At 70.8% G+C, this 13,933-nt stretch carries 13 protein-coding genes; 1 reads left to right on the top strand and 12 read right to left on the bottom strand.

The window, feature by feature from the left end:
• Positions 1-61 precede the first annotated feature (61 nt).
• The 9 genes from ACFVXJ_RS08100 to pyrR form a co-directional block, all read right to left on the bottom strand.
• Entirely contained in the window at positions 62-385 is a 324-nt protein-coding gene (locus tag ACFVXJ_RS08100; RefSeq protein ID WP_030234009.1) for an integration host factor, read from the bottom strand.
• A gap of 301 nt (positions 386-686) precedes the next feature.
• Complete coding sequence (gene pyrF, locus ACFVXJ_RS08105; protein ID WP_389660992.1) at positions 687-1,523, bottom strand: orotidine-5'-phosphate decarboxylase; 837 nt, start codon at positions 1,521-1,523, stop codon at positions 687-689.
• Between the two features lie 14 nt (positions 1,524-1,537).
• On the bottom strand, positions 1,538-2,647 hold the full coding sequence (locus ACFVXJ_RS08110; protein WP_389660461.1) for a quinone-dependent dihydroorotate dehydrogenase: 1,110 nt from the start codon (positions 2,645-2,647) through the stop codon (positions 1,538-1,540).
• Positions 2,648-2,727: 80 nt separating this feature from the next.
• Complete coding sequence (carB, locus tag ACFVXJ_RS08115; protein WP_389660463.1) at positions 2,728-6,039, bottom strand: carbamoyl-phosphate synthase large subunit; 3,312 nt, start codon at positions 6,037-6,039, stop codon at positions 2,728-2,730.
• The gene (gene carA, locus ACFVXJ_RS08120) at positions 6,032-7,189 is read right to left on the bottom strand and encodes a glutamine-hydrolyzing carbamoyl-phosphate synthase small subunit (protein WP_389660465.1); all 1,158 of its coding nucleotides are present in this window, start codon (positions 7,187-7,189) and stop codon (positions 6,032-6,034) included. Before carA ends, carB begins: the two co-directional genes overlap by 8 nt.
• The gene (locus tag ACFVXJ_RS08125) at positions 7,186-7,767 is read right to left on the bottom strand and encodes a hypothetical protein (RefSeq protein ID WP_389660467.1); all 582 of its coding nucleotides are present in this window, start codon (positions 7,765-7,767) and stop codon (positions 7,186-7,188) included. Before ACFVXJ_RS08125 ends, carA begins: the two co-directional genes overlap by 4 nt.
• Positions 7,764-9,050: a dihydroorotase gene (locus ACFVXJ_RS08130; RefSeq protein ID WP_389660469.1), complete on the bottom strand. Its 1,287-nt coding sequence runs from the start codon at positions 9,048-9,050 to the stop codon at positions 7,764-7,766. The genes ACFVXJ_RS08125 and ACFVXJ_RS08130 overlap by 4 nt, the downstream gene beginning before the upstream one ends.
• Positions 9,051-9,052: 2 nt before the next feature.
• Positions 9,053-10,042: an aspartate carbamoyltransferase catalytic subunit gene (locus ACFVXJ_RS08135; RefSeq protein ID WP_361315826.1), complete on the bottom strand. Its 990-nt coding sequence runs from the start codon at positions 10,040-10,042 to the stop codon at positions 9,053-9,055.
• A gap of 125 nt (positions 10,043-10,167) precedes the next feature.
• Complete coding sequence (gene pyrR / locus ACFVXJ_RS08140) at positions 10,168-10,746, bottom strand: bifunctional pyr operon transcriptional regulator/uracil phosphoribosyltransferase PyrR (RefSeq protein WP_389660471.1); 579 nt, start codon at positions 10,744-10,746, stop codon at positions 10,168-10,170.
• Between the two features lie 259 nt (positions 10,747-11,005).
• On the opposite strand from pyrR, the gene bldD reads away from it, so the two are divergent.
• Entirely contained in the window at positions 11,006-11,506 is a 501-nt protein-coding gene (bldD, locus tag ACFVXJ_RS08145) for a transcriptional regulator BldD (protein ID WP_007263032.1), read from the top strand.
• 187 nt (positions 11,507-11,693) lie between these two features.
• On the opposite strand, the gene nusB is transcribed toward bldD, so the two are convergent.
• The 3 genes from nusB to ACFVXJ_RS08160 are packed head-to-tail and all read right to left on the bottom strand — an operon-like array spanning position 11,694 to position 13,857.
• Positions 11,694-12,122 (bottom strand): transcription antitermination factor NusB, encoded by a 429-nt coding sequence (nusB, locus tag ACFVXJ_RS08150; protein WP_389660473.1) that lies wholly within the window; start codon positions 12,120-12,122, stop codon positions 11,694-11,696.
• Between the two features lie 2 nt (positions 12,123-12,124).
• Positions 12,125-12,691 carry an elongation factor P gene (gene efp / locus ACFVXJ_RS08155; RefSeq protein WP_351375249.1) on the bottom strand — a complete coding sequence of 189 codons (567 nt, stop codon included), beginning with the start codon at positions 12,689-12,691 and terminating at the stop codon, positions 12,125-12,127.
• 59 nt (positions 12,692-12,750) lie between these two features.
• A complete protein-coding gene (locus ACFVXJ_RS08160) occupies positions 12,751-13,857 on the bottom strand; it encodes an aminopeptidase P family protein (RefSeq protein ID WP_389660476.1) in 1,107 nt (368 codons plus the stop codon).
• Positions 13,858-13,933: the final 76 nt, after the last annotated feature.

Consider the following 13,933-nt stretch of genomic DNA (forward strand, 5'->3'; position numbering starts at 1 on the left):
AGAGCGATTATCCAGGTTCCAGGGACTGCCTGAGAACGCCGGGAGAACTTCGGGCGACGCCTCAGGCGCCGCTACCGCCGAACTCACGCTCCAGAGAGGCGATCTGGTTGGAGCCGAGACCTCGGACACGCCGGGATTCGGAGATGCCGAGGCGCTCCATGATCTGCTTGGCGCGGACCTTGCCCACGCCGGGCAGCGACTCGAGAAGGGCGGAGACCTTCATCTTGCCGATGACGTCGTTCTCCTGTCCCGTCTTGATCACGTCGTGGAGGGAGGCGCCGGAATGCTTGAGTCGATTCTTCACCTCGGCCCGCTCCCGGCGAGCCGCGGCGGCCTTTTCGAGCGCTGCTGCGCGCTGTTCAGGGGTAAGGGGCGGAAGAGCCACGCCTACGTCACCTCGGATGTCGAACTGTCGGATACGGACCGGCATGGAGCCAGGAGGCACCACACCAGGCGAGCGCCCGAACAGCGGCGATCCTGCTCCGCTGTTCGTTGACTCTGCTCGGAGACTAGCGGCCCGGACCGCTCCAGTCAGCGAGAACGGACGAAAAGTCCTGGTCAGCCTCTGTTGAACCGTACATCACGGACAAACTACCCCGGTTTTGTCCGGTCGTGGACGTTCGGTTTTCGTCAAGCGGTGCGACGGACCCCCCCGCGCGGAGTCCGTCGCCGCTCACCGCGCCCGCTCAGGCGGAGGGGACCGCCGCGCGGATCTCGGCGGCGAAGCCGGCCGCCGCCGTCCGCAGGGCCGCGGTGTCCGGGCCGTGCTTGAGCACGCCCCGCGAGACGTTCGGGACCACGTTGCCGACGGCCTTGCCGAAGACCGCCGGGAGGTCGGCGGCGGTGGCACCCTGCGCACCGATGCCGGGCGCGAGGAGCGGCCCGTTGATGTCCAGGTCGAAGGAGGAGAGGTCGCCGAGGGTGGCGCCGACGACGGCACCGAAGGAGCCCATCGGCTCGGCTCCCGCGTTCTCCGCGGCGAGGTGGGCCAGCATCGTCGCGCCGATCGACCGGCCGTCGGAGCGCACCGCGCGCTGGACCTCGGCCCCCTCGGGGTTCGAGGTGAGGGCCAGGACGAAGAGGCCGGCGCCCGAGCGGCGGGCCAGGTCGACCGCCGGGGCGAGCGAGCCGTAGCCCAGGTACGGGGAGACCGTCAGGGCGTCCGAGAACAGCGGGGAGTCCGGCGAGAGGAACGTCTCGGCGTAGGCGGCCATCGTCGAGCCGATGTCCCCGCGCTTGGCGTCCATGACGACCAGCGTGCCGGCCGCCCGGGCGTCGGCCACGGTCCGCTCCAGGACCGCGATGCCCCGGGAGCCGAACCGCTCGAAGAAGGCGGCCTGCGGCTTGAAGACGGCGACCGAGTCCGCGAGGGCCTCGACGACCGTGCGGGAGAACGTCTCCAGCCCGGCGATGTCGTCCGCCAGGCCCCACGACTCCAGCAGGGCGGCGTGCGGGTCGATCCCGACGCACAGCGGGCCGCGGGAGTCCATCGCCGCCCGCAGCCGGGCGCCGAACGGGGTCACGGTGGTCGCAGAGGTCACTGGGATGCCTTCCGGGTCTCGGCGCCCACCGCTTCGGCGAGCGTCTCGTAGGGGCTGTCGGCCAGCCGCTCGGCCAGGCCCTTGTGGATGGCGCGGGCGTAGCCGGGGCCCTCGTAGATGAAGGCGCTGTAGCCCTGGATCAGGGTGGCGCCCGCCAGGATGCGCTGCCAGGCGTCCTCGGCGTTCTCGATGCCCCCGACGCCGACCAGGACCAGCCGGTCCCCCACACGGGCGTACAGGCGGCGCAGGACCTCAAGGGAGCGCGCCTTGACCGGGGCCCCGGACAGGCCGCCGGTCTCCTTGACCAGCGCGGGCTCGGACTTCAGGCCCAGGCCCTCGCGGGCGATGGTGGTGTTCGTCGCGATGATGCCGTCCAGGCCCAGTTCCAGGGCGAGGTCGGCGACGGCGTCCACGTCCTCGTCGGCGAGGTCGGGCGCGATCTTGACCAGCAGCGGGACCCGGCGGTCGGGCACCACGCGGTCGGCGGCCTCCCGCACGGCGGTCAGCAGGGGGCGCAGCGACTCGGTGGCCTGGAGGTTGCGCAGCCCCGGGGTGTTCGGCGAGGAGACGTTCACGACGAGGTAGTCGGCGTGGCGGGCCAGCCGCTCGGTGGAGGCGACGTAGTCCGCCACCGCCTCTTCCTCGGGCACGACCTTCGTCTTGCCGATGTTGACGCCGACCACGGTCCGGAAGACCGCCTCGCGGGCCGCCAGGCGCCGGGCGACGGCCTCCGAGCCCTCGTTGTTGAAGCCCATCCGGTTGATCAGCGCCCGGTCGGGGACGAGGCGGAAGAGCCGCTTCTTGGGGTTGCCCGGCTGGGCCTGGGCCGTGACCGTGCCGATCTCGACGTGGTCGAAGCCGAGCATCGCCATGCCGTCGATGGCGACGGCGTTCTTGTCGAAGCCGGCGGCGAGGCCGAACGGGCCGTGCATGCGCAGGCCGAGGGCCTCCGTGCGCAGTTCCCGGTACCGGGGGGCGAGGGCGGCGGCGACGAAGGTGCGCAGCACGGGGGTGCGGGCCGCGAGGCGGATCCAGCGGAAGGCAGTGTGGTGCGCCCGCTCGGGGTCCATCCGCTTGAAGACGAGGTCGAAGAAGAGTTTGTACATCGGCGTGGTGGTCCTCCTGCGCTCATGAAGAGGGGGACACCCGTCGCTGTCGCGAATCCGGTGTCCCCCTCCTCGTACGGCTACTGGTCTCGGGCCGCGATCAGGTGCTCGGCGTGCTCCTGGAGGGAGCGGACGCCCACGTCGCCGCGGTTGAGCGCGTCGATGCCCTGGACGGCGGCGGCGAGCGCCTGGACCGTCGTGAGGCACGGGACGCCGCGCGCCACGGCCGCGGTACGGATCTCGTAGCCGTCCAGGCGGCCACCCGTGCCGTACGGGGTGTTGACGATCAGGTCGACCTGGCCGTCGTGGATCAGCTGGACGACGGTCTTCTCGCCGTCCGGGCCCTCGCCCTCGCTGAGCTTGCGCACGATGGTGGCGTTGATGCCGTTGCGGCGCAGCACCTCCGCGGTGCCGGAGGTCGCCATCAGCTCGAAGCCGTGGGCGACCAGCTCGCGCGCCGGGAAGATCATCGAGCGCTTGTCGCGGTTGGCGACGGAGATGAACGCCCGGCCCTTGGTGGGCAGCGGGCCGTAGGCGCCGGCCTGCGACTTGGCGTAGGCGGTGCCGAAGACGGTGTCGATGCCCATGACCTCGCCGGTGGAGCGCATCTCCGGGCCGAGGACCGTGTCGACGCCGCGACCGTGGATGTCGCGGAAGCGCGACCACGGCATCACGGCCTCCTTGACGGAGATCGGCGCGTCCAGCGGCAGGGTGCCGCCGTCGCCGTTCTTCGGGAGCATGCCCTCGGCGCGCAGCTCGGCGATGGTCGAGCCGAGCGAGATGCGGGCGGCGGCCTTCGCGAGCGGGACCGCGGTGGCCTTCGAGGTGAAGGGGACCGTGCGGGACGCGCGGGGGTTGGCCTCCAGGACGTAGAGGATGTCACCCGCCATCGCGAACTGGATGTTGATCAGGCCGCGGACGCCGACGCCCTTGGCGATGGCCTCGGTGGATGCGCGCAGGCGCTTGATGTCGTAGCCGCCGAGGGTGATCGGGGGCAGGGCGCAGGCCGAGTCGCCGGAGTGGATGCCGGCTTCCTCGATGTGCTCCATGACGCCGCCGAGGTACAGCTCGGTGCCGTCGTAGAGGGCGTCGACGTCGATCTCGATGGCGTCGTCGAGGAAGCGGTCGACCAGCACGGGGCGGGTCGGGGAGATCTCGGTGGACTCGGCGATGTACGACTCCAGCCGGGCCTCGTCGTAGACGATCTCCATGCCGCGGCCGCCGAGCACGTACGACGGGCGGACCAGGACCGGGTAGCCGATCTCGTCGGCGATGGCCTTGGCGCCCGAGAAGGTGGTGGCGGTGCCGTGCTTGGGCGCGGGCAGACCGGCCTCGGCGAGGACCCGGCCGAAGGCGCCGCGGTCCTCGGCGGCGTGGATGGCCTCCGGGGAGGTGCCGACGACGGGGACGCCGTTGTCCTTGAGCGCCTGGGCGAGACCGAGCGGGGTCTGGCCGCCGAGCTGGACGACGACGCCGGCGATCGGGCCGGCGAGCGATTCGGCGTGGACGATCTCCAGCACGTCTTCGAGCGTCAGCGGCTCGAAGTACAGGCGGTCGGAGGTGTCGTAGTCCGTGGAGACGGTCTCCGGGTTGCAGTTGACCATCACGGTCTCGTAACCGGCGTCGCTGAGCGCGAACGAGGCGTGGACGCAGGAGTAGTCGAACTCGATGCCCTGACCGATGCGGTTCGGACCGGAGCCCAGGATGATGACCGCGGGCTTGGTGCGGGGCGCGACCTCGGTCTCCTCGTCGTAGGAGGAGTAGAAGTACGGGGTCTTCGCGGCGAACTCGGCGGCGCAGGTGTCGACCGTCTTGTAGACCGGGCGGACGCCGAGGGCGTGGCGCACCTCGCGGACGACGTCCTCGCGCAGGCCGCGGATCTCGGCGATCTGGGCGTCGGAGAAGCCGTGCCGCTTGGCGTCGGCGAGCAGCTCGGGGTGGAGCTTCTCGGCGGCGGCCAGGTCGTCGGCGACCTCCTTGATGAGGAAGAGCTGGTCGACGAACCAGGGGTCGATCCTCGTGGACTCGAAGACCTCCTCCTGGGTGGCTCCGGCCCGGATGGCCTGCATGACGGTGTTGATGCGGCCGTCGGTCGGGCGGACGGCGGTGGCGAGGAGCTCGTCCTTGTCGCCGGGCTCGCCGACGAAGGTGAACTGCGAGCCCTTCTTCTCCAGCGAGCGCAGGGCCTTCTGGAGCGCCTCGGTGAAGTTGCGGCCGATGGCCATGGCCTCGCCCACCGACTTCATGGTGGTGGTGAGGGTGGCGTCGGCGGCGGGGAACTTCTCGAAGGCGAAGCGCGGGGCCTTGACGACGACGTAGTCGAGGGACGGCTCGAAGGAGGCCGGCGTCTTCTCGGTGATGTCGTTGGGGACCTCGTCGAGCGTGTAGCCGATGGCCAGCTTGGCGGCGATCTTGGCGATCGGGAAGCCGGTGGCCTTGGAGGCGAGGGCCGAGGAGCGCGAGACGCGCGGGTTCATCTCGATGACGATGACCCGGCCGTCGACCGGGTCGATCGCGAACTGGATGTTGCAGCCGCCGGTGTCGACGCCGACCTCGCGGATGATCGCGATGCCGATGTCGCGCAGCCGCTGGTACTCGCGGTCGGTCAGCGTCATCGCCGGGGCGACGGTGATCGAGTCGCCGGTGTGGACGCCCATCGGGTCGAAGTTCTCGATGGAGCAGACGACGACCACGTTGTCCTTGGTGTCGCGCATCAGCTCCAGCTCGTACTCCTTCCAGCCGAGGATGGACTCCTCCAGGAGCACCTCGGTGGTCGGGGAGAGCGTCAGGCCCTGGCCGGCGATGCGGCGCAGCTCCTCCTCGTCGTGGGCGAAGCCGGAGCCGGCGCCGCCCATGGTGAAGGAGGGGCGGACGACGACGGGGTAGCCGCCGAGCGTCTCGACGCCCTTGATGACGTCGTCCATCGAGTGGCAGATGACCGAGCGGGCGGACTCGCCGTAACCGATCTTGGCCTTGACGGCCTCGACGACGCCCTTGAAGAGGTCGCGGTCCTCGCCCTTGTTGATGGCCTCGACGTTGGCGCCGATCAGCTCGACGCCGTACTTCTCCAGTACCCCCTGCTCGTGCATGGAGATGGCGGTGTTCAGCGCGGTCTGGCCGCCGAGGGTGGGGAGCAGCGCGTCGGGGCGCTCCTTGGCGATGATCTTCTCGACGAACTCGGGGGTGATCGGCTCGACGTACGTGGCGTCGGCGATCTCCGGGTCGGTCATGATCGTCGCCGGGTTGGAGTTCACCAGGATGACCCGCAGGCCCTCGGCCTTGAGGACGCGGCACGCCTGGGTGCCGGAGTAGTCGAACTCGGCGGCCTGGCCGATGACGATCGGGCCGGAGCCGATGACCAGGACGGACTGGATATCGGTGCGCTTAGGCACGCTCGGCCTCCATCGGGACGGTGTTCATCAAAGACGTGAAGCGGTCGAAGAGGTACGCGGCGTCGTGCGGGCCGGCCGCCGCCTCGGGGTGGTACTGGACGGAGAAGGCCGGCTGGTCGAGCAGCCGCAGTCCCTCCACCACGTTGTCGTTGAGGCAGACGTGGGAGACCTCGGCGCGGCCGAAGGGGGTCTCGGACACCTTGTCGAGGGGCGCGTCGACGGCGAAGCCGTGGTTGTGCGCGGTGACCTCGACCTTGCCGGTGGTGCGGTCCTGCACCGGCTGGTTGATGCCGCGGTGGCCGTACTTCAGCTTGTAGGTGCCGAAGCCCAGGGCGCGGCCGAGGATCTGGTTGCCGAAGCAGATGCCGAACAGCGGCGTCTTGCGGGCGAGGACGCCCTGCATGACGGAGACCGCGTGGTCGGCGGTGGCCGGGTCGCCGGGGCCGTTGGAGAAGAACACGCCGTCGGGCTCGACCGCGTACACGTCCTCGACGGTGGCGGTGGCGGGCAGCACGTGCACCTCGATGCCGCGCTCGGCCATCCGGTGCGGGGTCATGCCCTTGATGCCGAGGTCGATGGCGGCCACGGTGAACTTCTTCTCACCGATGGCGGGGACCACGTAGGCGTCCTTCGTGGCGACCTCGGCGGAGAGGTTCGCGCCCTTCATCTGCGGGGCGTCCTGGACCTTCGCCAGCAGTACGGCGTCGTCCATCACCGCCTCGCCGGAGAAGATGCCGACGCGCATGGCGCCGCGCTCGCGCAGGTGACGGGTCAGGGCGCGGGTGTCCACGCCGCTGATGCCGACGACGCCCTGTGCGACGAGTTCCTCGTCCAGCGAGCGCCGGGAGCGCCAGTTGGACGGGACGCGGGCGGGGTCGCGCACGACGTAGCCGGAGACCCAGATGCGGGAGGACTCGGGGTCCTCGTCGTTGACGCCGGTGTTGCCCACGTGCGGGGCGGTCATCACGACGACCTGCCGGTGGTACGACGGGTCGGTGAGGGTCTCCTGGTAGCCGGTCATGCCGGTGGAGAACACGGCCTCGCCGAAGGTCTCCCCCACGGCGCCGTAGGCACGGCCCCGGAAGATCCGACCGTCCTCCAGGACGAGTACGGCGGGAGTTTTTGCTGCTCCCCTGGTGGAGGTCGTCATCGTTCGGCGCCTTCCGTCGTGATGGTTGGGTTCATGAGGTTGATGGCTTCGACCCAGGCGGCGTGTTCGGCCGCCCGGTCGGAGCGGAATCCGGAGTCGATCAGCTTGTCGCCGTGCGCCCAGGTGACGACGAGCAGACCGCCCTCGGTGAGTACCTTGCCCGCGATTCCCTTGTCGAGGCGGGCGCCGCGCAGCCGCGCGGCCGGTACGAAGAAGTCGGTGGCCCCCGGACGGACCACGTCGAGGCCCGCGTCGGTGAGCGTGAGCTCGACCCGGCTGCGCACTCCCAGACCGTGGGCGACGATCCGGTCGAGCCACTGCCCGGCGGTGGTGGACCCGTGGTACCGGCCGGTCAACGCCAGCCGGTGGGCGGGCAGACCGCTCGGGGCGGCGGGCAGCTCCGGCAGATCGCTCTGCAGGGTGCCGCGCCATTTCCAGCCTTGCCGCATCAGCCAGTAGACGAACGCCACGAAGACGAGCAGACCGATCACCCACGCGATGCGCGCGCCCCAGTCCGTCACCTCCGCCGACTGTCGTTCGGCGGCCTCGGCGGCCAGTCGGATTACTGCAGGTGTCACGCCAGCGTCCCGTCCACGACCGTTGCCCGGCCCCGCAGGAAGGTGTGAGTGACGCGCCCCGGCAGCTCACGGCCCTCGTAAGGCGTGTTGCGGCTGCGGGAGGCGAAGTGTGCGGGGTCCACGACACCACGGTACGAGGTATCGACCAAGGTCAGGTTCGCGGGTTCACCTGCCGAGACGGGCCGGCCGTGGTTCTCCAGGCCGCCGATGCGCGCCGGGGCGAAGGACATGCGCTCGGCCACGCCCGCCCAGTCGAGCAGCCCGGTCTCCACCATCGTCTGCTGGACGACGGACAGCGCGGTCTCCAGGCCGACCATGCCCATGGCGGCGGCGGCCCACTCGCAGTCCTTGTCCTCGTGCGGGTGCGGGGCGTGGTCGGTGGCGACGATGTCGATCGTGCCGTCGGCCAGGGCCTCGCGCAGGGCCGTGACGTCGCGCTCGGTGCGCAGCGGCGGGTTGACCTTGTAGACCGCGTTGTACGAGCGCACCAGCTCGTCGGTGAGGAGCAGGTGGTGCGGGGTGACCTCGGCGGTGACGTCGATGCCGCGGGCCTTCGCCCAGCGGACGATCTCCACGGAGCCGGCGGTGGACAGGTGGCAGATGTGGACGCGGGAGCCGACGTGTTCGGCGAGGAGCACGTCACGGGCGATGATCGACTCCTCGGCGACGGCCGGCCAGCCGCCCAGCCCCAGCTCGGCGGAGACGACGCCCTCGTTCATCTGGGCGCCTTCGGTGAGGCGGGGCTCCTGGGCGTGCTGGGCGACGACGCCGCCGAACGCCTTCACGTACTCCAGGGCGCGCCGCATGATCACGGCGTCGTCCACGCACTTGCCGTCGTCGGAGAAGACGGTGACGTGCGCGGCGGAGTCGTGCATGGCGCCCAGCTCGGCGAGCTGCTTGCCCTCCAGGCCGACGGTGACGGCGCCGATGGGCTGGACGTCGCAGTAGCCGGATTCCTTGCCCAGGCGCCAGACCTGCTCGACGACACCGGCGGTGTCGGCGACCGGGAAGGTGTTCGCCATGGCGAAGACTGCGGTGTAACCGCCGGAGGCGGCGGCGCGGGTGCCGGTCAGGACGGTCTCGGAGTCCTCCCGGCCGGGTTCGCGCAGGTGGGTGTGCAGGTCGACCAGGCCCGGCAGGAGCACCTGGCCGGCGGCCTCGATGACCCGGGCGCCCTCGGCGGACAGGTCCTGCCCGACCTCGGCGATGGTCTCGCCGTCGATCAGGACGTCCTGCGCCTCGCCACCGAGTACCTTCGCCCCGCGGATAAGGATCTTGCTCATGGTTACTTGCTCTCCTCGGTGCGCGCGGCGGGGGTGGTGGTGACGGCGGGCTCGGAGCCGCCGAGCAGCAGGTACAGGACGGCCATCCGGGTGGAGACGCCGTTGGCGACCTGCTCGACGGCCGTGCAGCGGTCGGAGTCGGCGACCTCGGCGGTGATCTCCATGCCGCGGTTCATCGGGCCGGGGTGCATCACGATGGCGTGCTCGGGCATCTTGGCCATGCGGTCGCCGTCGAGCCCGTACCGACGCGAGTATTCGCGCTCGGTCGGGAAGAAGGCGGCGTTCATGCGTTCGCGCTGCACACGCAGCATCATCACCGCGTCCGACTTCGGCAGCACCTCGTCCAGGTTGTACGAGACCTCGCACGGCCAGCTCTCGACACCGATCGGGACCAGCGTGGGCGGGGCGACGACGGTGACGTGCGCGCCCAGCGTGTGCAGCAGCTGGACGTTGGAGCGGGCGACCCGGCTGTGCAGGACGTCGCCGACGATCGTGATCCGGCGGCCGTTCAGGTCCTTGCCGAGGCCCGCGTCGCGTCCGACGAGGCGGCGGCGCATGGTGAAGGCGTCGAGCAGGGCCTGGGTGGGGTGCTCGTGGGTGCCGTCGCCGGCGTTGACGACGGCGGAGTCGATCCAGCCGGAGGTGGCGAGGCGGTAGGGGGCGCCGGAGGCGTGGTGGCGGATGACGACGGCGTCGGCGCCCATCGCCTCCAGGGTCAGGGCGGTGTCCTTGAGGGATTCGCCCTTGGAAACCGAGGAGCCCTTGGCGGAGAAGTTGATGACGTCGGCGGAGAGCCGCTTGGCGGCCGCCTCGAAGGAGATCCGGGTGCGGGTCGAGTCCTCGAAGAAGAGGTTCACGACCGTGAGGCCGCGCAGGGTGGGCAGCTTCTTGATCGGCCGGTCCGCGACGCGGGCCATCTCCTCGGCGGTGTCGAGGATGAGGACGGCGTCGTCGCGGGTGAGATCGGCGGCCGAGATGAGGTGGCGCTTCATCTGGGTGCTCCGTGGGTCGGGAGGGCAGGCGGCGGGGCGGGCGGCAGGCGGGCGGGCGCTCTGGCGGGTGTCGTGGGCAGGGCAGGCTGCGGCCGGGCACCCGTGGCGGGACCCGACCGGGGGGGCTACTGCTGCCCGGCTGCCCGGTCGGTCCGCTGGCCGAGCAGTACGGCGTCGCGGCCGTCCTCCTCCTGGAGCTGGACCTTGACGGTCTCCCGCAGCGACGTCGGGAGGTTCTTGCCGACGTAGTCGGCGCGGATCGGCAGTTCGCGGTGGCCTCTGTCGACGAGGACCGCGAGCTGGACGGCGCGGGGGCGGCCGAGGTCGCCGAGGGCGTCCAGGGCCGCGCGGATGGTGCGGCCGGAGAAGAGCACGTCGTCGACGAGGATGACCAGGCGGCCCTCGATGTCGTCGCCGGGGATCTCGGTGCGGCCGATCGCGCGGGCCGGCTTCAGCCGCAGGTCGTCGCGGTACATGGTGATGTCGAGGGAACCGACCGGGATCTTCGTACCGGTGATCTCTTCGAGCTTGGCGGCCAGCCGGCGGGCGAGGTGGACGCCGCGGGTGGGGATGCCGAGGAGCACCACGTCGTCGGCGCCCTTGGCGCGTTCGACGATCTCGTGGGCGATGCGGGTCAGTACCCGCGCGATGTCCTGGGTGTCCAGCACCGGACGCATGACATCGGAGCTCTGCTGGGTGTCCATGGGAAGGACCTCCTTCTCCGCCTCACGGGACGGACCTTAAAGGACGTCTGATGTTCGCGTTCCACCGTAGCAGGGAGCCGGCCCGGATCCGTCCACCGGGCACCGGCCGGGACCCCTCGTAAGTGGGGGTTGAAGAGCATTCGGCTTGACGCATCCAAGTAACGCTGCGTAACCTCACAGTGAGTTACCAGCCGCGCGGCGGAGCCGCTCGTGGTCATGCCGTCCATGTCGTCACAGCGTCACAGCGTCCGGGAGCGTTATGTCCAGCGAATACGCCAAACAGCTCGGGGCCAAGCTCCGCGCCATCCGCACCCAGCAGGGCCTCTCCCTCCACGGTGTCGAGGAGAAGTCCCAGGGCCGGTGGAAGGCCGTGGTGGTCGGTTCGTACGAGCGCGGGGACCGCGCCGTGACCGTCCAGCGCCTCGCCGAGCTGGCGGACTTCTACGGCGTGCCGGTGCAGGAACTCCTGCCGGGCACCACCCCGGGCGGAGCGGCCGAGCCGCCGCCGAAGCTGCGCCTGGACCTGGAGCGGCTGGCGGGCGTGCCCGCCGAGAAGGCCGGCCCGCTCCAGCGTTACGCCGCGACGATCCAGAGCCAGCGCGGCGACTACAACGGCAAGGTGCTCTCGATCCGCCAGGACGACCTGCGCACCCTCGCGGTCATCTACGACCAGTCCCCCTCGGTCCTGACCGAGCAGCTCATCAGCTGGGGCGTGCTCGACGCGGACGCCCGGCGCGCCGTGGCCCACGAGGACATCTAGCCCCACCCGGACGTACGCGTCCCACCGGGCCCAGGCCCAGCAGAAACGTTACCGGCGGGTGCCGGACCCCCAGGGGTCCGGCACCCGCCGTCGTGCGTGGTGCGCCGGTGTACGCCCGCGCACGAACGGAGGGCCCGCGACGCCGTGAAGCGTCGCGGGCCCTCCGTTTCGACCGGTCCGCCGCGAACTACTCGCGGCGCAGACTCGGCTTGAGGTCCTTGAACCGGCCCAAGAGCCCATTCACGAACGAGGGCGACTCGTCCGTGGAGAACTCCTTGGCCAGCTGGACGGCCTCGTCGATCGCCACGGCGTCCGGGGTGTCGTCCACCCAGATCAGCTCGTACGCGCCGAGTCGCACGATGTTCCGGTCCACGACCGGCATGCGGTCGAGGTCCCAGTCCACGGCGTAGGTGACGATCAGGTCGTCGATGCGGTTCACCTTGTCGGCGTACCCCTCGACAAGATCCATCGTGAAGGCGTTGACCGGCGGCTGCCGGTCGTCCGACCGCGCGTGGCGGATCCAGTCCGCGAGGACCTCGCGCACGGGCACGCCGCGCTGATCGGCCTCGAAGAGGATCTGGAAAGCGCGCTTTCGCGCGTTGCTCCGGGCAGCCACGGTTAGCTGTTCACCCGGCCGAGGTAGTCGCTGGTGCGGGTGTCGACCTTGATCTTCTCACCGGTGCTGACGAAGAGCGGGACCTGGATCTCGTGACCCGTCTCCAGCGTCGCCGGCTTGGTGCCACCGGTGGAGCGGTCGCCCTGGACGCCCGGGTCCGTGTGCTGGATGACCAGCTCGACGGCGGCCGGGAGCTCGACGTAGAGCACCTCGCCCTCGTGGCGGGCCACGGAGGCGGTGAAGCCCTCGATGAGGAAGTTGGCGGCGTCGCCGACGACCTTGCGGTCGACCATCAGCTGGTCGTAGGTCTCCATGTCCATGAAGACGAAGTACTCGCCGTCCATGTACGAGAACTGCATGTCACGGCGGTCGATGGTGGCCGTCTCGACCTTGGTGCCGGCGTTGAAGGTCTTGTCGACGACCTTGCCGGAGAGCACGTGCTTGAGCTTGGTACGCACGAAGGCCGGGCCCTTGCCGGGCTTGACGTGCTGGAACTCGACGACGGACCAGAGCTGGCCCCCGTCGAGCTTCAGCACCATGCCGTTCTTGAGGTCGTTCGTGGAAGCCACGGTTGCGGAATCTCCTGCACTGGAAGACCACGGGTGCGCGCACAGCCCGGTCGAGCGGGCTACAGCGCGAGCAGTTCCTTGGTCGTAATGGTGAGTAGCTCTGGACCGCCGTCCGCCTCGGGGCGTACGACGAGCGTGTCATCGATCCGGACACCTCCCCGGCCCGGGAGGTGAACCCCCGGTTCGACGGTGACCGGCACGCAAGCGTCCAGTTTACCCATGGCCGTAGGTGCAAGCTGCGGGTCCTCGTCGATTTCGAGGCCCACACCGTGTCCGGTGGACGCGGCCAGCGCCTCGCCGTGGCCCCCGGAGTCCACCACGGAGCGCGCCGCGTGGTCGACGTCGCGGTAGGCGGCGCCCGGCACGAGGGCCTCCCGGCCGGCCCGCTGGGCGGCGAAGACGAGGTCGTACAGCTCGATCTGCCAGGCGGCCGGGGTGGTGCCGATCACGAACGTACGGCCGATCTCGCAGCGGTAACCCCGGTAGTTCGCGCCCAGGCACACCGAGAGGAAGTCGCCCTCCTCGACCCGGCGGTCGGAGGGCCGGTGGCGGGAACGGCCGGAGTGGGGGCCCGTGCCGACGGAGGTGGGGAAGGCGGGGCCGTCCGCCCCGTGGTCGACCAGGCGCCGTTCCAGCTCCAGTGCGAGGTGGCGTTCGGTGCGGCCGACGAGGATCGACTCCAAGAGCTCGCCGAGGGCCTGGTCGGCGATCTCGGCGGCGATCCGCAGGCAGGCGATCTCCTCCTCGTCCTTGACGAGACGCAGCTGTTCGACGGCGAGCCCGAGGTCCACCAGGCGCAGCTTCGGCGCGACGGAGTGCAGGGCCCGGTGGCGGCCGACGGTGAGGTGGTGCTCCTCGACGGCGAGGGAGTCGGCCCGTACGGAGGCGGCCAGGTCGGCGGCGGCCACCGCGGGGTCCCCTCCGGGGACGCCGAGGACCGTGACGCGCAGCCGCTCGTCGAGGCGGCCCTCGTCGTTCTCGCCGGTCGGCGCACCGCCGCAGAACAGCGCGTCCTCGGTCGGACCGACCAGCAGGACGGCTCCCGGCGGGGAGGCGCCGGTGAGGTAGCGGACGTTCGCCGGACGCGTGATCAGCGCGGCGGCGTTGCCCGCGGCGGCGCAGCGGTCGCGAAGCAGGGCCCGACGGGCCGCGTACACGTCTGACATGTATTCGAGCGTACGAGCGCACCGCCGATCCGGCCTGGCGAGAGCCGCCGTCCGGGGGCCGTGGACCGTCCGGTGG

The sequence above is a fragment of the Streptomyces sp. NPDC058279 genome, from assembly GCF_042881255.1.
Classification (GTDB): Bacteria; Actinomycetota; Actinomycetes; order Streptomycetales; family Streptomycetaceae; genus Streptomyces.